Consider the following 20,651-nt stretch of genomic DNA (forward strand, 5'->3'; position numbering starts at 1 on the left):
CCCGCCACCGCAACCTCATCTTTACCAGACAAGGCGCCACTCAAGTTACAAGGATGAGGGTAGGGTGATGTAACTGTTATCACGAACTCGCGCAGGTCGCCGCGAGCCGCCGCATGAAGGCGAGGCCCGCATCGAGCTGTTCCAGCGTGATGTACTCGTCCGGCTGGTGCGCCTGGTTGATCGACCCGGGACCGCACACGACGGTGGGGATGCCGGCTGCCTGGTAATGGCCCGCTTCCGTACCGAACGGGACGGTCTGCGTATGATTTTTGCCCGCGAGACGCAGCGCAAGGACTTCCGCCGTCGAGCCCGGATCGGGCGCGAGCCCCGGCACGTCGGCATGAAGGATCGTCTCGATCCGACCGAACTCGCCGAAGCGGTTGAGGCGCTTCAAGGCAACCTCTTCCATGAAGCGGTTGAGGCGAGCAGGGATCTCCTGAGGATCGAGGCTCGGCAGGCCCCGGAACTCCCAATGGAAGGTGCAGCTCTTCGAGAGGATGTTGCGGGCCGTGCCGCCCGAGATCGTGCCCACATGCACCGTCGTATAGGGCGGATCGAAGCGTCCGCTCGAGTCGCCGCGCTCCATCATGTCGTCGCCGATGCGGTTCAGCTCCGCGATCAACTCGGCGGCCGTCATCACGGCGCTGGCGCCGAGATAGGGCTTCGACGAATGCGCCTCGAAGCCGTGCACCGTGGTGGAGAAGGTCACGACGCTCTTGTGCGCGTCCACCACCTCCAGCATCGTCGGCTCGCCCACGATGGCGGCTTTCGGCAGTGGCAGATCGTGTCCGAGACGGCGAATGGTATCGACGACGCCCAGGCACGTCGTCTCCTCGTCGTAGGAGAGCATGATGTGGATCGGCGTCGTGAGATGGGCGGCCAGAAATTCCGGCACCATGGCGAGCGCCAGCGCATCGAAAGCCTTCATATCCACGGCGCCGCGCCCATAAGCCCGCCCGTTCTCCACGCGCAGCGTGAAGGGATCGGACGTCCAGGACTGGCCGGTCACCGGCACCACGTCCGTATGGCCGGACAGGACGATCCCGCCCCGGTCCTGCGGGCCGACAGTGGCATAGAGCGCCGCCTTCTCGCCCGTCTCGTCTGGCACGCGCACATAAGGCACGTTCCAGCTCTGCAGATAGCTTTCGACGAATTCGATCAGGGGCAGGTTCGACTTCGAGCTCACGGTATCGAACGAAACCAGCTTCGCCAGCATTTCGAGCGGCGTCAGCCGCTGTCCGGTGGACATCATCAGGAACCTCAGTGCAGCACGCGTTTGGCGCGGGGAATGTCGAGCGAGAAGGCGGGAATTTCGGCGTCGAACGTTTCGCCGGTGGCGGTCTCCATCAGGTAGGTGCCCTGCATGGTGCCGCTCGGCGTCGACAGGGGACAGCCGCTCGTATAGCTGAAGCTTTCGCCTGGACCCAGGATCGGCTCCTCCCCGACGACGCCTGCGCCACGCACCTCCTGGACCTGCCCGTGCTCGTCGGTGATCGTCCAGTGACGGGCGCGGAGCTGGACGCGCTCCAGGCCCGTGTTGATGATCTCGACCGTATAGGCAAAGAAGTAGCGGCCCTGCTCGGGGGAGGATTCTTCGGGCATGTAGCGGGGCGTCACCGTCACGGAGATGCCACGGGTCACAGCCTTGTACATGAGCCTGCCTCACGCCGGTCGAAGAGTTCCATGGGTCCGTGGTACGGCGGCCTTCGGGTCCCGTCAATCGACCGGGAGGAAAGGGACGGGTGGGCCCTTGTCCCCGGGACTATCCCCAGGGCATGAAAGCGATTGAGAATTCCGTAACAACCCTTACAGATACTGTCGGGCTCACCAATTCAATGAGGGCTATGCCCCTCGGAAGACAGTCATGGTTGCGTTGAAGGACGGGATTCAATCGGCGAATGCCATCATGCGCCTTGCCGAGGCGGGAGCCATCAAACCGGAGACCCCGTTCGCGTCCGATCAGGTCCAGCCGGCCAGTCTCGACCTGAGGCTCGGACGCCGGGCCTACCGGGTCCGCGCCAGCTTCCTGCCGGGGCGCAACCATACGGTCCAGGATCGGCTCGATCAGCTGAGCTTCCACGAAATCGACCTTGCCAAGGGGGCGATCCTGGAGACGGGCAGCGTCTATATCGCCGAGCTGCAGGAGCAACTGGCCCTGCCGGACGACCTCTCGGCCGCCGCCAATCCCAAGAGCTCGACCGGGCGCATCGACGTCTTCACCCGGGTCATCACCGACCGCAGCCAGGAATTCGACACCATCGGGGCCGGCTACCACGGGCGCCTCTACGCCGAAATCTCGCCGCGCACCTTTCCCGTGCTGGTGCGCACCGGCACACGCCTGTCGCAGCTGCGCCTGCGCAAAGGCGATGTACGCCTGAGCGACGCCGAGCTTCTGGCCGTCCATGAACGTGAGCGGGTCGTGACCTCCGCCGAGCCCTCCATCCAGGATGGCGTCGCCGTAAGCGTCGACCTCGCGGGTTTCGGTCCGGACAACCTCATCGGCTACCGGGCCAAGCGCCATACGGGCCTCGTCGACGTGGACAAGCCCGGCTCCTGCCGCGTGGCGGATTTCTGGGAGCCGCTCTATGCGGATTCAAGCCGGACCCTGATCCTGGACCCGGGTCAGTTCTATATCCTGGCCTCCAAGGAAGCCGTGCACGTGCCGCCGGATTATGCCGCCGAGATGGTGCCCTTCGACCCCCTCGTGGGGGAGTTCCGGGTTCATTACGCGGGCTTCTTCGACCCAGGCTTCGGCCATGCGGAGGCAGGAGGGGAGGGCGCTCGCGCGGTACTCGAAGTGCGCTCCCGCGACGTCCCCTTCATCCTCGAAGACGGCCAGATCGTCGGGCGGCTCGTCTATGAGCGCATGGCCGAGCGCCCGAAGGTGCTCTACGGCGCAGGCGCCGGGTCGAATTATCAGGCCCAAGGCCTGAAGCTCTCCAAGCACTTCCGCTGATCACACCGGCATTCTGAGCATCGTGCGAGTCCGCACGATGCTCAGGGCATTTTTCGGTGAACCGTCTCCGGTTCACCGAAAAATGCAGTCAGCCAAAGAAGAGGGGTGACTTCACGTCAGTGGAGACAGCTCTAGCGGTGAGCGGCCCGCTTCTTGTGGGTGGTCTGATGCCGCTTGACGCTGCCGGTGGTCTGCGGGATGCCGAGCACGCCCTTCACCCCGCCGACGACGCCTCCGGTAACGCCGCCAACCGCGCCACCGACTGCCCCGCCGACAGGACCGGCAGCGCGATTGCCGACCGCGGCGCCCTGTTCGGCACCGCGTACGATTCCCTGTGCCTGAACGGCAGCCGGGATGGAAAGAACGGCGAGGCCGATCGTGGCAAACAGAATATGTGCTTTCATGGGGTTTGCTCCTCTCTATGGAGAAATCAAACCCAATGGACCGGGGAGGTTCCTTATCGAATGCCCGTTCGCGCTCGTGGGGTCATGATTTCTTTGTCGTGCCAATCGGAAGGGCTGGTGCCGGTGCCTGTCCTCAACCGGCCTGAACGACCGAGCGAGCATTCCGTGGCGCCTGTCCATTTCATGCAGATATCGATCCCCGGGTTCGAACCCCAAGAAGGCGTTTGACGCCAACGCCGCCCCCTTGCTAGAAATGGAAGGCACACATACGGCACATGGCATCGTCGGCAGGACCTGCTGACTTGGCTAAGTTGCTGATTTTAAAAGTGTTCGCGGGCGTAGTTCAGAGGTAGAACGTCAGCTTCCCAAGCTGAATGTCGTGGGTTCGATTCCCATCGCCCGCTCCAATTTCCCTTCAGAGGCCGAGACGCCGGAGCTGCTGCATCCCGAGAGGCATGCTAAGACAGCCCATGCTTGCCGCTATAGCCCGCTAATCCGCGTGGAAACATGTCGTGCTCGCGCCGATGCCGGGGGCATGGTCCGGAGACCGGCGAGTCCGTAGCGCGGCCTTGGATCCGGAAGGCAATCGGAGGCAGCTAAGCATTCCCTTGCGTTATGAAATCAGGTCCACTTTTCCGCAGGATGCGCTAGGCTTCACGAAGATCACCTTCATTGGGGGGCTTCATGACCGGCTATGGCGACACCTATTATGCCCGCACACTCGCGGATGCGTCCCAACGACCTTCGCTTACGGGGACGGTCGAGGCCGATGTCGCTATCGTCGGAGGCGGGCTTGCCGGTCTCACGGCAGCGCTCGAACTGGCCCGGGCGGGGCGGTCGGTCGTGGTCCTGGAGGCGGAACGGGTCGGCTGGGGCGCGTCGGGACGCAATGGCGGCTTCGTCGGTCCGGGCTACGCCACAAGCCATGCCAACATCACCCGCATGGTCGGCGAAGAGCGGGCGAAAGCCCTTCATCGTCTCTCGATCGAGGGCGTGCGGATCGTCGAAGGCAACCTCGACGAGCTCGGCATGACCGATAACAAGCGCGTCTATGGCAAGATGAGCGTGCTCCGCTACGACGATCCCGAAGGCCTCTCACGCCAGAGCGAGATGCTGAAGAAGACCTTCGACTACCAAGTGGACGTGATGCAGACCGATGCCGTGCGGGACGTCCTGCGTTCCTCGAAGTATTTTCAGGCGCTCTACGACCCGTCATCCTTTCACTTCCACCCGCTCAATTATGCGCGGTCGCTGGCAAAGGCGATCGAGGGGCTGAACGGCAAGATCTTCGAAGGCTCGCGAGTGATCGGCTGCGATTTCGATGGCGCTGAAAAGGTTATCAGGACGGAAGGCGGTGAGGTCAGGGCCCGCGACGTGGTCCTGGCGGGCGGCGGCTATACGGACGATCTGGTGCCCCGCCTGCGCCGCAGCATTCTCCCGATTGCAACCTATGTCCTTCTGACGGAACCGGCGCGTGAGAAAATTGCCGAGGCGGTGCGGACCCCGATGGCGATCAGCGACAACCGGCGCGCAGGCGACTACTACCGCGTGGTCGACGGCGGAGCGCGGCTCCTCTGGGGCGGGCGGATCACGACGCGCACGACGGAGCCGCGCCGTCTCGCCGACATGATGCAGAAGACGATGGTCTCCACCTATCCGCAGCTTGAAGGTGTGCGTGTGGAGACGGCCTGGTCGGGTCTCATGGCCTATGCGCGCCACCTGATGCCTCTCATCGGCAAGCTGCAGCCGGGCGTCTGGCACGTGTTCGGCTTCGGCGGACGCGGCATGAACACGACGGCCATCGGCGGGCGCGTGATCGCGGAGGGAATTCTCGGCACGCGCGATCGCTACCGCCTCTACGAGCCCTTCAGTCTCGCATGGAACGGCGGCCCATTCGGGGTTGCGGCGGCGCAGCTCACGTACTGGACCTATCAGGCCCTGGATCTTGCGAAGGAGCGTCGGGCGGCACGGGCCGCCTGACGAGGTCCAGGCCGGAGTTTAGTCGTGGCCGAGGCGCATACGCCGCTCCAGGAAGCGGCTGTAGGCTCCCATCCCGTATGAGAACACCAGGAACACGAAGGCTGCGAAGACGTAGCCTTCGAGGACGGCGATACCGACCCAGTTCGGGTCCGTCATGGCCGTGCGGACGGTGGACAGGAAGTCCAGGAGGCCGATGATCGTGACGAGCGTCGTGTCCTGGAAGAAGCCGATGGAGATGTTCACGAGCGGAGGGATGGCGATCTTCAGGGCCTGCGGCAGAACCACGAGGCGCATGGCCTGCCAGTAATGCAGGCCCATCGCGCTGGCGGCCTCGTGCTGTCCCCGGGGAATCGCCTGCAATCCGCCACGGACCGCCTCCGCGATATATGCGGCTGCAAAGATGATGATGGCGATCTGCGCCCGCAGCAGCTTGTCCACGGTGACGCCGCTCGGCATGAAGAGCGGCAGCATTACGGAGGCCATGAACAGGATGCTGATGAGCGGAACGCCGCGAATCACCTCGATGAAGATGATGGCGATCACCCGGATGGCAGGAAGTGTCGAGGAGCGGGCCAGCGCCAGCACGACGCCGAGCGGGAAGCCGAAAGCGAGGCCGACCGCAGACAAAAGGAAGGAGAGCGGCAGCCCGCTCCATTGCGTCGTCGGCACATAGGAGAGGCCGAATACGCCGCCGCCGATCAGGATTGCCGTCGCGGCGATCGTGACGCCCCAGAGCACGAGAAGTTGTCTGCTCCAGAAGCGCGGGACCATGGTGATCCCCATGGCGCCGAGGAACAGGATCATGGCGATGAGCACGCGCCATTGCTCGTCATAGGGATAGACGCCGAAGATCATGAAGCGCAGCTTCGCTTCATAGAAGGGCCAGCAGGCTCCATTGCCGACCTTGCAGGCCTGGGCGCCGCCTTCCGTGACCGCCCGGGTCACGAGCCAGCCATAGGCGCCCTTGGCGCCAAGCCACAGGATCCACAGGCAAGCCAGCGTGATCACCGCATTGACGGGGGTGCCGACGAGCGGCTTGAGCGTGCGATGCAGCAGGCGGTGGCCGATATCCGGTTCGCGACGAACCGGCATCTTCAGTTGGGCTTCGGCGATGTCGGTCGCGGTCGTCATGGCCTAGCGCTCCTTCAGCGCGACGCGGCTGTTGTACCAGTTCATGAACAGGGAAATCAGGATCGACAGGCCGAGATAGACGAGCATGAAGATCGCAATGCCTTCGATGGCCTGCCCGGTCTGGTTCATGGTCGTGTTCGACACCATGACGAGATCCGGATAGCCGATCGCGATGGCAAGCGACGAGTTCTTGAACAGGCTCAGGTAGCTGCTGGTGAGCGGCGGAATGATCACGCGCAGCGCCTGAGGAAGAATGACGAGGCGCATGGTCAGTCCATCGCGCAAACCGAGCGCGCGAGCAGCCTCCCATTGTCCCTTGCGAACCGACAGGATCCCGCTTCGCACGATCTCCGCGATGCCCGCGGAAGCCGACAGCGCAAGGCCCACCAGAAGGGCAGTGAATTCCGGCCTGAGCTGGGCACCGCCCGTCAGGCGGAAGCGCCCCTTCTCCGGAAGGCTGACCGTCAGATCGGGCTGCATGACGAGGATCGCGAGCATCGGCGGCGCCAGGAGGGCCAGGGCGACCCAGGGCCAGATCATGCGCGTCTTGCCCGTGCTGATCCGCTGCGCCGTCGCGCGGCGATGTACGAAAACGCCGAGAACCCCGCCGAGAACAAGCGCCAGAAGAACGACCGTATGGGTGCCGGTCCACACGAGGGACGGCACGGTCAGGCCGCTGTTGCTCAGGAAGACGTGAGGCAGGATCTCCCAGGCCTCGCGCACGGCCGGTAGGCTCGTGACGATCAGAGCGTACCAGAGGAAGAGGTAGAGAAGCAGAGGCACATTGCGCAAAGCTTCCACATAGAGAAAGGCCAGGAGCGCCAGGAGCGGGTTGCTGGAAAGACGCGCGATGCCGACGACGAGCCCGAGGACCGTGGCGAGCACAACACTCCAGGCCGAGACCCAGACCGTGTTGACGATGCCGGCCAGGATGGCATGACCATAAGTGTCGGTGGGCTTGTAGTCGATCAAGGTCTGGCTGATCACGAAGCCCGCTTCACGGCTCAGGTAGCCGAAACCCGTCGCGATATTCTGCTCGGCCAGCTTCTGCGATACGTTCGAGAACAGGTAGAGTCCGAGGAGGACGATACTTCCGACGGCGATCACCTGATAGAGGATCGCCCGGAAACGCAGATTGTACAGGAGTCTCGTTCCGCTCATCGCATCGACGCGCATGATGATCCTTTCCGGATAGGACTGAGGAGGGAACGGGTGGCCTCGCGGCCACCCGTCGATCTCAGGCTACCGGAACGGCGGCGCGTAGAGCAGGCCACCCTTGGTCCAAAGCTCGTTCGGTCCTCGGGTCAGGCCAAGCCGGGTCTTCGGGCCGAGATTGCGGTCGAAGACCTCGCCGTAATTGCCGAGCGACTTGATGATGTTGTAGCCCCACTTGTTGTCGAGGCCGAGCATCTTGCCGAAGTCGCCGTTCACGCCGAGCATGCGCTGAATCTCGGGATCCTCGCTCTTGAGCTGCTCGTCGACATTCGCCTGGGTGACACCCTTCTCCTCCGCGCCGATCAGGGTATAGATCGACCAGTTCAGAATATCGCGCCAGTTGGGATCGTTCTGGCGGATCGTCGGGGCAAGCGGCTCCTTCGAGATGGTTTCCGGCAGGACGACATATTGCGACGGATCGTTGGCGATGGCGCGGACGGAAGCGAGGTCCGAGCGATCGGTCGTGATGGCATCGCAGCGTCCGTTGAAGAAGGCATTGCGCCATTCGTCGGAGTTTTCGAACACCACCGATTCATACTTGATGTTCTTGGGCCGGAAGAAATCCTCCAGGTTCTGGAGGGTCGTCGTTCCAGGCAGCAGGCAGATCGCCGCATCGGCCAGTTCGCTGGCGCTCTTCACGTTGAGCTTGGCCGGCGCCATCAGGCCTTGGCCGTCGTAGAACACCACAGGGCCGAAATCCAGGCCCAGCGAGGCATCGCGCGTGAAGCTCCAGGTGTTTTGTCGCGAGAGGATGTCGACTTCGCCGGACTGAACCGCCTGGAAGCGGACGTTGGTGTTCAGCGGAACATATTCGACCTTGTCGGGATCGGCGAAGATGGCCGCCGACACGGCGCGGCAGATGTCGACATCGAAGCCCCGTCGGACGCCCTTGTCGTCGGCATAGGAGAAGCCGGGAGCGACCGGCGACACGCCACACAGAATCTTGCCGCGCTTCTTGACCGTATCGAGGGTCGATTGCGCGGATGCCGGCGCGGCGGAAACGGCCGTGACACCGGCGATGAGGCCCAGTGCGAGCCACCGGCCTAAGGATTTCGACTGAATCATTGTACTCCCTCTTTTTTGCGCCTTATCTGGTCGCTGTACGTCAAGCTAGACCCGAAACAATCAAGGTTTCAAGGATAGAATTTCCTAACGTAAGGCGTTTGGCATCTTGCTGAGTGACTAAAAGGTATGCACACTCGCCGGCCTTCGATTGCAGCGTCCGCTGCACCCGCCCTTGCCGCGCGAGTGGTCCATGCCCATCCTGCCCAAAGCCGATATCGTCCTTACAAACGGCCGCGTCTTTCGCGGATATTCTGAGCGGGTGACCGAAGCCGTCGCCCTTTGGGCCGGGCAGGTTCTCGCCGCCGGATCCGCGTCGGACGTGGAGCCGCTCATCGGGCCGTCGACCAGGGTGATCGATCTGCGGGGCCGCCTCGCCACGCCGGGATTGTGCGACTCGCACATGCACCTTCTCCCCTATGGCGTCATCATGGGACATGTGGATGTGCGCGCATCGTCCGCGCCGACGCTTGCAGCCTTGCTCGACAAGGTTCGGCAGCGCGCCGCCGTCACGCCGCCGGGGCAGTGGATTCAGGGGCGCGGTTACGACCAGTTCGAGCTCGATGTGAGACGCCATCCGCTCCGTGAGGAACTCGACGCAGTCGCGCCGGATCATCCGGTCGCCATCGTGCGAGCCTGCGGCCACGTGACGATCTGCAACTCGAAGGCGCTGGAGCTCGCGGGCATCGACGAGTCGACGCCCGTTCCCCAGGGAGGCGCCATCGAGCAGCGCGACGGGCGGCTGACGGGATTGCTGGCCGAGACTGGTCGCGACCGGCTCAAGGCCGTGTTGCCCGAGCCGACAGACCAGGAACTCGTTCAGGCCATCGACGATGCCGGCCGCGCATGCCTGTCCTACGGCATCACCAGCGTGATGGATGCAGGCGTCGGCATGAGGGCCGGATACCGCGAAGTCGCCGCCTATCGCACGGCCCAGCGTCTCCACCGCCTTCCTGTTCGGACGACGCAATGCCTCCTCGGTGGTCCGGGCGGTATCGTGGAGCAGGCCTATGCGGATGGCGTGGTGACCGGGGCAGGTGATTCCATGCTGCGCGTCGGCCCCGTGAAGATCTTCACCGACGGTAGCGCGGGCGGGCGAACCGCCGCCATGAGCGAGCCCTACCTCGGTGAGCCGAAGACCAACGGCCTCATGCTCCTGCACGACAACGAGATGAACGACCTCGTGCACGACTATCACGCCAAGGGCTATCAGCTGGCCGTTCATGCGATCGGCGATGCCGCCATCGAGCAGACACTCAACGCCTTCGAGCTCGCGCTCGAGGCGATGCCTGACCCGGACCGCCGCCACAGGATCGAGCATGCGGGCTATGCGAGGGCCGACCAGAATGCGCGCATGAAGCGCCTGGGCGTTCAGCCCGTGCCGCAGCCGGTGTTCATCTACGATTTCGGCGACCTCTATGTTTCCGTTGTCGGCGAGAAGCGGGCGAAGCCTTCCTATCCGCTCAAGACCTGGATTGATCTCGGTTTCAAGCCCGCTGCCGGCAGCGATGCGCCGGTCTGCGACATCAATCCTTTCCCCAATTTCTTCTCGATGCTGACCCGCAAGACGGCTCATGGAACCGTCATGGACGAGCGGGAGGTCGTGTCGATCGAGCAGGCGATCATGGCCTTCACGGAATTCGGAGCCTATGTGAACAAGGCCGAGCACGAATGGGGCCGCCTCGATCCCGGCCTTGCGGCGGATGTCGCGATCTTCTCCCGCGATCTCCTGACGGCATCGCCTGAAGAGATCCTGCAGGAGACGCAGTGCGATCTCACGATTCGCAGCGGCGAGATCGTGTTCGATCGTCATGGAGAGATGGCCCGTTAAATCGAGCTTATCAAATCAACAGCAGTCGAACTGAAAAAGGCCCCGAAGTCATTCGGGGCCTTTCGTCTTTGGGAGGGTTTTTCGACGCAGATCAGTTCCGAATCGGAAAGACCCGTGGGCTCAGTTCCTCAAGCCCGCGTCCGGCCCAGTCCCGCTGCGGCGCAGCCGCGATGGCTTCCGCCTGTCCCCTGCGCAGCATTTCGAGGTCTTCGCCGATGTCGAAGTCGAGAACCTCGCCATCCTTCACGACTTGGCGGCCGTCCACGTAGACATCCTTGATGGCCCTGTCATTGGCCGAATAGACGAGGCTGCGAACGGGCTCGTAATCGGGCTGCATGTAAGGATTGCTCATGTCGACCACCGAGAAATCCGCCTTGCAGCCGGGCGCGAGACGTCCCAGGTCGGGGCGGCGGATCATGTCGGCGCCGACGGCGGTGGCGGCCATGAAGGCATCATGGGTCGTGGCGGCGGTGAAGCTGCCGCCCACGATGCGCCCGGCGTAGCAGGCCATGCGGAGTTCATCGAGCATGTTGTGCGGGAAGCTGTCCGTGCCGATGCCGCACCGGATGCCGGCCTTCACATAGCGGCTCAAGGTGTTCAGAGCGATGCCGCGGCGCGCGAAGACCACGGGGCAGTGCGCCACCTGGGCGCCGCTGTCGCGCAGGCGCTCGAAGTCGTTGGCGTGAGGCCAGTGCAGCCACGGATGGTCGTTCAGGAAGATGCAGTGGCCGATGATCGTGTCGGGACCCAGCGCTCCGATCTTGTCCAGCCATTCGATCGGCGTTGAGCCGTAGCGGCGCATGATCTCCTGGAATTCCACGATGCTCTGCGCCGCGTGGATCTGAATCGGCTGACCCCGCTCCCGCGCCGCATCGAGCGCGTCCCGGATCTGACCCTCGGTGCAGGTGTCGATCTGCGCCGGTCCGATGAAGCCGGTGATGCGTCCGCTCGGGTGCTTCGAAGCGGCATCGGCGATTTCGATGGCCTCACGCAGCAGCCGGTCGCCGGTTGCCGGATCGAGGTCGTATTCCACCGAATGGCCGTTGGTGGTCTTCCATGGGCCGGACCGGAACATGCCCCAGAGCACGGCGCGGATGCCGGTCTCCGCATATTCATCGGCCCAGGTTGTCCGAGGGCGGCCGAGATCGCAGATCGTCGTGACGCCGCTCTTCAGGAGCTCCGACGTAGCCACGCGCAGGGCAGGGCGCGTGTATTCCGGACCGATCTGGAAGACCGGCATGAACTCGTAGAGCGAACTCTGGCCGAGGCGCGGGCTGCCCAGTTCCTCCAGCATTCCCTTCCAGCCTGGCTCGTGTCCGGGATGGCTATGGATGTCCACGAAGCCGGGCATGATCATCATCCGGCTGGCGTCGACCTCGGCATCGACGGAACCGGCATAGTCCTTGCCGACATGGACGATGTCGGCACCGCGGATCACGAAATCCGCATTGCGGAGATAGACATGGGATCGGGCGTATTCATCCCAGGCGACGATCCAGTCGCAGTTGCGGAAGAGAGTCGTCTTGTCGGAAGGGGCAGTCATTTCAGGCTCCAGGAGGCAGAGGCGGTGTGTGAAATTTCAGGATGCGAGCGCCTGCGACAGGCGAACATGGCCGACCGCCATGGCGACGGCGGCCTGAGTCGGTTCGACGATGGGAATGCCGACCGCGCTTTCCAGCGCCGCGCGGTATCGGGCCATGCCGGCGCATCCCATGACGAGAACATCCGCGCCGTGCGTGTCCTTCAACGTTCGCCCGACCTCGACCACGCGGGTCATGGTTCGATCCTCGTCGGAGAGTTCCGCAACACCGAGCCCGATCGGCAAATCGGCCGCGAAGCGGTCCATGATGCCCATCGCGCCGAAGTAGCGAAGATGCCTGGGGATGGATGTCGGCAGGATTGCGATGACGCCGAAGCGCTGGCCGAGGGTGAGCGCCGCCAGCACGCCGCATTCGGCGATGCCGAAGACGCGATGGCGGCTCTGCTCGCGCAAGGCGTGGAGACCCGGATCCGAGAAGCACGCGATGACGAACGCGCCCGCGTCCGCCTCGAGGTCGGCCGCCTTGCGCAGGATCGGCGTCACGACGCCGTCCACATCCCGCTGGGACTGGATGCCAGGCGGCCCTTCGGCCAGGGAGAGGCAAACGATGTCCGGCCCGTCGGCGCTTCGCAGGGGCGCCACCGCCTTGTCGATCTCCGCCGTGACGGTCTGGGACGAGTTCGGATTGATCACATAGACCGGCGAGCTCATGAGCGTCTTATCCTTGGCGAGCGAGCGGCAGGGAATAGGGAGCGAGGACGGCGAGGGAGCGACCCTGCGGATCGGCCCGCTCGGCCCGCCGGCAGGCGCGCTTCTGCGCATCCTGCAGTTCTCGAACCGCGCCGTCGTAATCGAGATTGACGACGCGGCGGTCCTTCAGGACGGCCTGCCCATCCACAAAGACGTCGCGAACGGCGCGCTCCGCAGCGCAATGGATCAGGTTGCGCAACGGATCGTGGACGGGTTGCATGGCCGGATGGTTCAAATCCACCAAGGCCAGATCGGCCTTGGCGCCGGGCGCCAGGCGGCCGATGTCGTTGCGGCCGAGGGCTTTCGCCCCGCCCGTGGTCGCCACCGCGAACAGGCCGCCCGTATCGAGATCGAGAACACTGCGGCCGGCGATGCGCGAGCAGATCAGCGCCTCCCGCATCTCTTCGAGCATGTTGAACGGGTAACTGTCGGTGCCGAGACCGACATTGACGCCGGCCCGACGATAGGCGCCGAGGCTCTCCAGGGTCATGCCGCTGCGCGCGAAGGTGACGGGGCAATGGGCAACCGATGTTCCGCTTGCAGCGAGCCGGGCAAGGTCGTCACGGCTGCGTTGTCTCGTCCAGGAATGGTGATCGAGAAAGATGCAATGGCCCAGGATCAGGTCCGGCCCGAGGACGCCGAGACGCTCCAGGAGTGCCGGGGCGGTCTCTCCAGTCCGCCGCAGCAATTCCTCATGTTCGGCCATGGTCTGGGCGGCGTGGATGGTGATGCGCATGCCGCGGCGGCGCGCCTCGGCGACGGCGTCCTGGATCAGCTCCTCGGAGCAGGTTTCGATCTGCGACGGGGCGACCACGCCATCGATACGGCCGCTGGGATGCGCGCGGGCTTCGTCGACGAAAGCCAGGGCTTCGGCATATCGCTCGCGGCCCTGGGCCATGTTCCACTCGAAGTCGAGGCGATGGCTTCCGGCCATGCGCCATTGCGCCTCGCGGAATCCGGGTGCCAGATAGGCCCGTAACCCGCTCTGGGCCGCAAGGGAGAGCCATTTCGGGGAGGGCGATGCGATATCGAGATGCGTTGTCACGCCGCTGCGCATCAGGTCGCTCAGCATCACCGTCTGGCAGGCGGCCTTTGCGTCCGCGTCGGCGTCGATCAGGGCCGAGTATTCATACAGGGCGTTGCCCCAGAGAACGGCCGTCCCGACATCTTCGAACAGACCCTTCGCGATCGGCTCGTCGCCGGAATGGCAGTGAATGTTGACGAGGCCGGGCATCGCCATGAGGCCAGCTCCGTCGATCTCCTCATCGGCACGGCCCTGATAATCCGGACCGACATACAGGATGCCGGAGGCCGAGAAGGCGACATCGGCGTCGCGCATGTAGACGTGCTGCGAGGCCTCCTCGTCCCAGGCGACGGCCCAGGCGGCTTTGCGGACAACCTTGATTGTGTCGGTCATGATCTCTCGACCCGATGCGAGTGGATTGATGGGGGAATGGGGCAAGCCGGCGACGCGATCACAGAAGCTGCGCGCCGAAATTGGTGGCGGGATCGAACTCGGGGCTGAGCCTGCCGGTCGGCCGCATGGAGGCCGCGATGTCGCGCAGCTGCAATCGTCCCGATCCGGGAGTCGCCTGAAGCCGCCCGTCAACGATGATCGTCTCCCCGCGGCGCAGGACGGTCTCGGGCCAGCCTTTCAGCCTTCGGCCCGCGAAGGGATTGTAGCCGACATTGTCGTGCAGGCCGTCGTCCCGGAGAACGACCTCCCGGTCGGAATCCCAGATCGCTATGTCCGCATCGGCTCCCACCGCGATGGCGCCCTTGCGAGGATGGAGCCCGTAGATCTTCGCCGGGGCGGTGGCCGTCAGCTCGACGAATTTCTCGACGGTCGAGCGCCCCCGGCTCACCATGGCGTCGAAGAGCAGCGGGAGACGGGTCTCAAGGCCAGGCAGACCGTTCGCGATCTGCTTGAAATCCGCACTCGCGCCGGCGGCCAGCTTGCCGCTTTCGTCGAACCTGTAGGGTGCATGGTCCGAGGAAAGGACCTGCAGGTCTCCGAGGTCGAGCCCGCGCCACAGGGCCTCCTGATCCGACGTCGTGCGCGGAGGAGGGGAGCACATCCACTTGGCGCCCTCAATCCCCGGACGGTCGAGATCCTGGGCTGTCAGGAACAGGTATTGCGGACAGGTTTCCGCGAAGACCTTGATGCCCTCGCCGCGTGCGCGGCGGACGACGGCGGCGCCTTCCGCGGTCGAGACGTGGAACAGCATGATGGGCTGATCCAGAAGCTGCGAGAAGCGGATCAGGCGCTCGAAGGCCTCGATCTCGCACACCCGCGGATGACTGACGCCATGGAACTTCGGCTCGACATAGCCGCGAGAGATGAGCCTGTCGGCCATCCACTTGATCATGCCGTGGTTCTCGGCATGGGCGCAGACCAGGGCTCCATGCTTGCGCGCCACCATCATCACGTCGAGCACCTGCTCGTCCAGGAGGCGCACCCGATCATACGTCATGAAGATCTTGATCGACCGATGGCCAGCCTCGATCAGACGCGGCAGATCCTGCTCCAATGTTTCAGGCGTCGGATCGGAGATCCAGAGGTGGAAGGCATAGTCCGTCACCGCGCCGGCCGCTGCGAGGCGCGAATAGTTTTCCACCACATCGCGCAGGCTGTCGCCGCGATGCTGGGCCGCAAAGGAAATGACCGTGGTCGTTCCGCCGAACGCGGCGGAGCGCGTCGCCGTCTCGAAGGTGTCGGCATTCATCAATCCGCCACCGGAGAGCTGCTCGATATGGCAATGAGCGTCCACGCCGCCGGGCAGAACGAACTTGCCGGCGGCATCGACACTGGCACGGGCCTGAAGGTCGCGGCCCAATGCGGCGATGGTTCCATCCTGGATCGCCACGTCCATCGTCGAGACACCTTCGGTGGTCGCGACACGTCCACCTTTGATGACCAGATCGTACTCGGCCAAGAGGTCCCCCCAAGGTTCCTGCAGGATTGTTTATTGTTCTCTTTGATGGCGTCCAATGTACGCAGACGCGTCGGGCCTCAGCAAGGAGAAGTTGTCCGAGACACAAGTCTAAGTTCGCCGCCTTCGCGATGATGTAGAGTATCTCTTGAAGACATCGCTCGATCCACAGCGGCTGTTGATTGAAATCCGTCAGGGTTCAAATTTCTCCGGACCTGCTACCATGCGCAGGTCAGATCCCTACGGCCCAATCGCAGGAGCAAAAGCATGTCGAGATCACCTGGCGGACGTCGCACGACCGATCCCTTGAAGGCGGCGGAGGCGGCGTTCAAGAAGGTCACGACGAAGCCGATCGAAGGACCACCCAAGACGGCGGCGATCCCGGGCGTGAAAGAGACCATCACGCTGCGCATCGACCAGGACGTGCTCGCGTATTTCCAGGAGGACGGTCCGGGCTGGCAGGAGCGCATCAACGCGGTCCTGCGCAAGGCCGCCGGAAAATCCGGCGACTGACGTTCAGCAGCGGCTGTCTGCGCCCCACGGATGGCTGAGGGCTGCCTACCACCGATGCCGCGGCTCGCCCTGCCGAGGGTCATCGGCGAAGTCGGATCGTTCGTCGTAGGGTTCATACCGACGAATGCGCTGCTGCTCGTCGGACCAGCGCGGCTCGCGCCTCAGTTCCGGTTCGGCGTCGCCACGCACGCCGTTCAGGAGGGCAAGGCCGCCCTGCAGCACGGAGCGAACCGCATCCACGGCGACATGGGCGATGTCGCGCAGGCGGAGATCTCCGATGTCGCTCGCGGGGCGATGCTGGGCTTGGCCATAGGATAGATCCGGGCCACGTTCCGGAATCAGGCTCGAGAATATGCCGGCTCCACCCAGGAGAACGAGCAGAGCCAGGGGAATGACAAGGCGGAACGCCAAGCCGATCACCCGGGACACGATAACGTAGCCGATGGTCAGAACGATGGCAGTCGCGATAAAGCCGGTGCTCAAGGTGCTTGTAACCTCGTATTGGTCGATGCGGAGCGCAGGCCATCGGGGAGATCGACGGCTTTTTTATGGACCGCGCTGGCCGTTCCTGGACGAGCGCATCGTCGCGGGTGAAAAACCGGGTTCCCCTTTTCAGCGCGATGCGCTAACAGAGCCTCAGCGCGGCCGTGGCGGAATTGGTAGACGCACTACCTTGAGGTGGTAGCGGGGAGACCCGTGGAGGTTCGAGTCCTCTCGGCCGCACCATTCATTCGAATGTCGAGCGCAGCACCTCCGGCACCGGTATCATCGATGGCGCGCGAGGAAGCGAGAGAGCGCCCCGACCGAGGCGCTGTCTGAAGCCTCGATCAGGGCGTCCATGTGCCAAGGGAATGACGCACATCCTGGATGTAGATCACGCATCGCCGGCGACAATCCCGCATTCTCAGCGAGTTTTGCCCAGCAGGTTTTGTCTGCCAAGCTTTGGACGTCTGAGACTATGGGCGAGCGCGTGAGGAGCGGCGCCCTTCACCGACAGCACCACGCGATTCATGGGAATGACCGATACACAGATCTTCGTCTTTCTGGTGATGCCTTTTCTATTCGTCCTATGCTGCAGCGCGGTGTTCTTCAGCCGTGAGAGGACGAAGCCCGAAAAACCTGTCGTGCCGCCCGAGCCTGTGACGCGGCCGAACACATATACACGCAAGCCACGCAGCCGAACGCGGTCAGCCAAGCGGTCTGGCGAGGCGGAGGATTAGGGCATTGTGCCGTGACGTGGATCCGGGGCTGCAGGTTCACCTTTATGAGCGGGCTGCCCGAGCGACGGAGGATTGACGAACCCGACTTTCACGACGCCCGCAGCCATTGGCGTGGATCGGCTCGTTTGGACGGATCGCCGGACAACGTGCGGCAGAGGTCTTCCATCGACGCGAGATTGTGGATGGGCCGGAACTCGTCGACATGGGGCAGCATCGCGCGGATTCCTGAAGCGCGCGGTTCGAAGGCGTCGAAGCGAAGGAGCGGATTGAGCCAGACGAGGCGGCGGCAGGAGCGCTTGAGTCGGTCCATCTCGAAGGTTAGCTCCGGCGTCACCTCCCGCTCGAGCCCGTCCGTGAAGAGCAGCACGATCGCACCCTGGCCGAGCACCCGGCGCGACCAGTGGCGGTTGAAGCTGTGCAGCGCTTGGGCGATGCGCGTTCCACCCTCCCAATCCTGCACGCGCTTCGACGCGCGGGCGAGCGCCTCGTCCGGGTCGCGGCTCGTCAGCTCGCGGCTGATGTTGGTCAGCCGGGTTGCAAAGACGAAGGAATGGACCCGTCGCCTCTTCTCCGCGATGGCATGCAGGAAGTGCAGGAAGACGCGGGAGTAATCGGCCATGGAGCCGGAAATGTCCATGAGCGCCACCACTGGCGCGTGCCGCACGGCCGGGGAGCGATAGGCCAGGTCGATCACGGCCCCGCCACCACGCAGCGACCGCCGGAAGGTTCGGCGCGGATCGATGCGGCGGCCGCGCGGATCGGACAGGAACCGGCGTGTGGTCACCGCGTCGTCCGGCAGGGAGATGTCTGCGATCAGGCGCTTGGCCACTGCGATTTCCGTAGCCGACATCTGGGCGAAATCCTTCGCCTTCAGAACTTCGCGGTCCGACACGGTCAGGCGGGCGGAGAACTCCGTCTTCTCGACCGGATCCGGCTTCTCCTGCCGGGGCGTGGCCAGCGCCTCGGCCACGCGCAGGGCACCGGCCTTCGGCGTTTTCTCCTCCTGAGCTCCGCCGGGAGCGATGGGCGACATCTGGGCGATCAGCTTCTCGATCAGCGCGCGCCGCCGCCAGAAGATCCTGAAGGCCTGATCGAACAGGAGGCTGTGCTCGTGCCGCTTCACGAATACGGCATGAAGCGTCCAATAGAAGTCCTCGCGCGGGCCGATCCCCACCGCTTCGACCGCCGCGATGGCGTCGAGAACCGCCCCCGGGCCGACCGGCAGGCCCGCGGCCCGCAGGGCCCTGGCGAAATAGGCGATGTTGTCCGCGAGACGGCCTTCACCCCGGCCGGCGAACGCATCGGTCACGCGGGTGTCCTCAACGCGCCCTGGACGCGATCCAGCATCTCCTTCGCACGGCTGCCCTGCATCTTCTGGATGTCGTCCTGGTACTTCAGCAGCACGCCGAGCGTATCCGACACCAGAGCGGGATCGAGCGCCACCGCATCGAGCTCCACGAGGGCCGAGGCCCAGTCGAGGGTTTCCGCCACGCCGGGAGCCTTGAACAGATCCTCCTTGCGGATCGATTGAACGAAGGCGACGATTTCCTGGGACAGTTGGGCGGAAGCCCGCGGGATGCGGCTCCTGAGAATGGCGAGTTCCCGCTCCGCATCCGGATAATCGACCCAATGATAGAGGCAGCGGCGCTTGAGCGCGTCGTGAATCTCGCGCGTGCGGTTCGACGTGATGATGACGATCGGAGGATGCTCCGCCTTGACCGTGCCGAATTCGGGGATGGTGACCTGGAAGTCGGACAGCACCTCCAGAAGAAAGGCTTCGAAGGCCTCATCAGTGCGGTCGAGTTCGTCGATCAGGAGCACTGGCGCGCCGGCGGTGTCGGGCTCGAGAGCCTGCAGGAGCGGACGCTTCACCAGGTAGCGCTCCGAGAACAGGTCGTCCTCCAGGGTGTCGCGTTCCACTGCTCCAGCGGCCTCGGCCAGCCGGATGGCCATCATCTGCCCGGCGTAATTCCACTCGTAGACCGCCGAGGCGACATCGAGGCCCTCGTAGCATTGCAGGCGGATGAGGCGCCGTCCGAGCGCGGTCGAGAGCACCTTGGCGATCTCGGTCTTGCCGACGCCCGCTTCCCCCTCCAGAAAGAGCGGCCGCCCAAGCCGGAGTGCCAGGAAAAGCACGGTCGCGAGAGGCCGGTCGGCCACGTAGCCGGTGCTCTTCAGGAGAGCCAAGGTGTCGTCGATGGAACCGGGTTTGTCGGCCACGGGCTTTGCTGCTCCCTGAGGGCATGATGCCCGGGACGGGCCCGGGCATCATGTCAACGTCTTTCGGTTTTGGTCGTTCAGCCCCGTGCGACGGCCGTCTGAACGGCCCTGCCGGCCATGACGCTCACAAGGTGAGCGCGATACGCGGCATCCGCATGGATGTCGCTGTTCATCTCGGCTTCCGACACGGTGACGCCGTCAAGGGCCTCCGCGGCGAAGTTCCCGCTCAGCGCCTGCTCGATCTCGCTTGCCCGAAACACGCCGTTCGAGCCTGCGCCGGTCACGGCAACGCGCACGCCGTCCGCATGTTTGGCCACGAACACGCCGACGAGCGCGTAACGCGACGCCGGGTTGCGGAACTTGGCGTAGGCCGCCTGCGTCGGAATCGGGAAGACGATCTGGGTGATGATCTCTCCGTCTTCCAAAGCCGTCGTGAAGATGCCCTGGAAGAAATCGTCCGCCGCGATCTTTCGTCGGTTGGTGACGATCGTCGCGTTCAGGGCGAGGCAGGCGGCGGGATAATCCGCCGATGGATCATTGTTGGCGACGGAACCGCCGATGGTGCCGCGGTTGCGCACATGCGGATCGCCAATGAGCTCGGCCAGTTCGGCCAAAGCGGGGATCGCCTCCTTCACCTCGGCGGCATTTGCGACTTCCGCGTGCTTGGTCATGGCCCCGATGGCGAGCGTGTCGCCGGAGCGCTCGATGCCGCGCAATTCCGCGATCTGGCCGAGATCGATCAGGTTGGCGGGGCCGGCGAGCCGCAGCTTCATGGTCGGCAGCAGCGTGTGACCTCCGGCGAGGAACTTTGGATCCTCGACCTGGCCGATGAGGCCGGCGGCCTCCTTGACGCTCGTCGGGCGGTGGTATTCGAAAGCGTACATTCCATCCTCCCC

Annotated in this window: 19 protein-coding genes and 2 tRNA genes; 6 read left to right on the top strand and 15 right to left on the bottom strand. The window is 64.3% G+C overall.

What is annotated here, in order from left to right; genetic code table 11:
• Positions 1–79 precede the first annotated feature (79 nt).
• Together argE and apaG are read right to left on the bottom strand one after the other, a co-directional pair.
• Positions 80–1,252 carry an acetylornithine deacetylase gene (argE, locus tag OC446_RS21265; RefSeq protein ID WP_262031015.1) on the bottom strand — a complete coding sequence of 391 codons (1,173 nt, stop codon included), beginning with the start codon at positions 1,250–1,252 and terminating at the stop codon, positions 80–82.
• A gap of 8 nt (positions 1,253–1,260) precedes the next feature.
• Positions 1,261–1,653, bottom strand: coding sequence for a Co2+/Mg2+ efflux protein ApaG (gene apaG, locus OC446_RS21270; RefSeq protein ID WP_262031016.1), 393 nt, complete (start codon positions 1,651–1,653; stop codon positions 1,261–1,263).
• A 211-nt stretch (positions 1,654–1,864) separates the two neighbouring features.
• Here apaG and OC446_RS21275 point away from each other — a divergent pair, with 211 nt between their 5' ends.
• Positions 1,865–2,956, top strand: a complete 1,092-nt coding sequence (locus OC446_RS21275; RefSeq protein ID WP_262031017.1) for a 2'-deoxycytidine 5'-triphosphate deaminase — start codon at positions 1,865–1,867, stop codon at positions 2,954–2,956.
• 131 nt (positions 2,957–3,087) lie between these two features.
• Here the strand turns inward: OC446_RS21275 and OC446_RS21280 are convergent, their stop codons facing one another.
• Positions 3,088–3,360, bottom strand: coding sequence for a hypothetical protein (locus tag OC446_RS21280; RefSeq protein WP_262031018.1), 273 nt, complete (start codon positions 3,358–3,360; stop codon positions 3,088–3,090).
• 332 nt (positions 3,361–3,692) lie between these two features.
• Here OC446_RS21280 and OC446_RS21285 point away from each other — a divergent pair.
• Positions 3,693–3,767, top strand: a tRNA-Gly gene (locus OC446_RS21285).
• Between the two features lie 277 nt (positions 3,768–4,044).
• The gene (locus OC446_RS21290; protein WP_262031019.1) at positions 4,045–5,340 is read left to right on the top strand and encodes an NAD(P)/FAD-dependent oxidoreductase; all 1,296 of its coding nucleotides are present in this window, start codon (positions 4,045–4,047) and stop codon (positions 5,338–5,340) included.
• A gap of 18 nt (positions 5,341–5,358) precedes the next feature.
• On the opposite strand, the gene OC446_RS21295 is transcribed toward OC446_RS21290, so the two are convergent.
• The 3 genes from OC446_RS21295 to OC446_RS21305 all read right to left on the bottom strand — a co-directional run bounded on the left by OC446_RS21295 (position 5,359) and on the right by OC446_RS21305 (position 8,751).
• Entirely contained in the window at positions 5,359–6,471 is a 1,113-nt protein-coding gene (locus OC446_RS21295) for an amino acid ABC transporter permease (RefSeq protein ID WP_262031020.1), read from the bottom strand.
• A gap of 3 nt (positions 6,472–6,474) precedes the next feature.
• Entirely contained in the window at positions 6,475–7,647 is a 1,173-nt protein-coding gene (locus OC446_RS21300; RefSeq protein ID WP_262031021.1) for an amino acid ABC transporter permease, read from the bottom strand.
• 66 nt (positions 7,648–7,713) lie between these two features.
• On the bottom strand, positions 7,714–8,751 hold the full coding sequence (locus tag OC446_RS21305) for an amino acid ABC transporter substrate-binding protein (RefSeq protein WP_262031022.1): 1,038 nt from the start codon (positions 8,749–8,751) through the stop codon (positions 7,714–7,716).
• 190 nt (positions 8,752–8,941) lie between these two features.
• On the opposite strand from OC446_RS21305, the gene OC446_RS21310 reads away from it, so the two are divergent.
• Entirely contained in the window at positions 8,942–10,579 is a 1,638-nt protein-coding gene (locus OC446_RS21310; protein WP_262031023.1) for an amidohydrolase, read from the top strand.
• Between the two features lie 91 nt (positions 10,580–10,670).
• Here the strand turns inward: OC446_RS21310 and OC446_RS21315 are convergent, their stop codons facing one another.
• The 4 genes from OC446_RS21315 to hydA are packed head-to-tail and all read right to left on the bottom strand — an operon-like array spanning position 10,671 to position 15,805.
• Complete coding sequence (locus OC446_RS21315) at positions 10,671–12,122, bottom strand: amidohydrolase family protein (protein WP_262031024.1); 1,452 nt, start codon at positions 12,120–12,122, stop codon at positions 10,671–10,673.
• Positions 12,123–12,158: 36 nt separating this feature from the next.
• Positions 12,159–12,830 carry an aspartate/glutamate racemase family protein gene (locus tag OC446_RS21320; protein WP_262031025.1) on the bottom strand — a complete coding sequence of 224 codons (672 nt, stop codon included), beginning with the start codon at positions 12,828–12,830 and terminating at the stop codon, positions 12,159–12,161.
• A 7-nt stretch (positions 12,831–12,837) separates the two neighbouring features.
• The gene (locus OC446_RS21325) at positions 12,838–14,286 is read right to left on the bottom strand and encodes an amidohydrolase family protein (protein ID WP_262031026.1); all 1,449 of its coding nucleotides are present in this window, start codon (positions 14,284–14,286) and stop codon (positions 12,838–12,840) included.
• Positions 14,287–14,344: 58 nt separating this feature from the next.
• Positions 14,345–15,805, bottom strand: coding sequence for a dihydropyrimidinase (hydA, locus tag OC446_RS21330; protein ID WP_262031027.1), 1,461 nt, complete (start codon positions 15,803–15,805; stop codon positions 14,345–14,347).
• A 264-nt stretch (positions 15,806–16,069) separates the two neighbouring features.
• Here hydA and OC446_RS21335 point away from each other — a divergent pair, with 264 nt between their 5' ends.
• Positions 16,070–16,315, top strand: coding sequence for a BrnA antitoxin family protein (locus tag OC446_RS21335; RefSeq protein WP_262031028.1), 246 nt, complete (start codon positions 16,070–16,072; stop codon positions 16,313–16,315).
• Between the two features lie 45 nt (positions 16,316–16,360).
• Here the strand turns inward: OC446_RS21335 and OC446_RS21340 are convergent, their stop codons facing one another.
• Entirely contained in the window at positions 16,361–16,798 is a 438-nt protein-coding gene (locus OC446_RS21340; RefSeq protein WP_262031029.1) for a hypothetical protein, read from the bottom strand.
• A gap of 158 nt (positions 16,799–16,956) precedes the next feature.
• Between OC446_RS21340 and OC446_RS21345 the strand changes: the two genes are divergently transcribed.
• Positions 16,957–17,041 (top strand) — tRNA-Leu (locus OC446_RS21345).
• 178 nt (positions 17,042–17,219) lie between these two features.
• Here the strand turns inward: OC446_RS21345 and OC446_RS21350 are convergent.
• From OC446_RS21350 to OC446_RS21365, 4 genes are all read right to left on the bottom strand, one after another.
• The gene (locus OC446_RS21350; protein ID WP_262031030.1) at positions 17,220–17,510 is read right to left on the bottom strand and encodes a hypothetical protein; all 291 of its coding nucleotides are present in this window, start codon (positions 17,508–17,510) and stop codon (positions 17,220–17,222) included.
• 113 nt (positions 17,511–17,623) lie between these two features.
• Positions 17,624–18,844 (bottom strand): vWA domain-containing protein, encoded by a 1,221-nt coding sequence (locus OC446_RS21355; protein WP_262031031.1) that lies wholly within the window; start codon positions 18,842–18,844, stop codon positions 17,624–17,626.
• Positions 18,841–19,755 (bottom strand): AAA family ATPase, encoded by a 915-nt coding sequence (locus tag OC446_RS21360; protein ID WP_262031032.1) that lies wholly within the window; start codon positions 19,753–19,755, stop codon positions 18,841–18,843. The genes OC446_RS21355 and OC446_RS21360 overlap by 4 nt, the downstream gene beginning before the upstream one ends.
• Before the next feature lie 77 nt (positions 19,756–19,832).
• The gene (locus OC446_RS21365) at positions 19,833–20,639 is read right to left on the bottom strand and encodes an FAD binding domain-containing protein (protein WP_262031033.1); all 807 of its coding nucleotides are present in this window, start codon (positions 20,637–20,639) and stop codon (positions 19,833–19,835) included.
• Positions 20,640–20,651: the final 12 nt, after the last annotated feature.

The sequence above is a fragment of the Microvirga sp. Mcv34 genome (assembly GCF_024519725.1).
Taxonomy (GTDB): Bacteria; Pseudomonadota; Alphaproteobacteria; order Rhizobiales; family Beijerinckiaceae; genus Microvirga.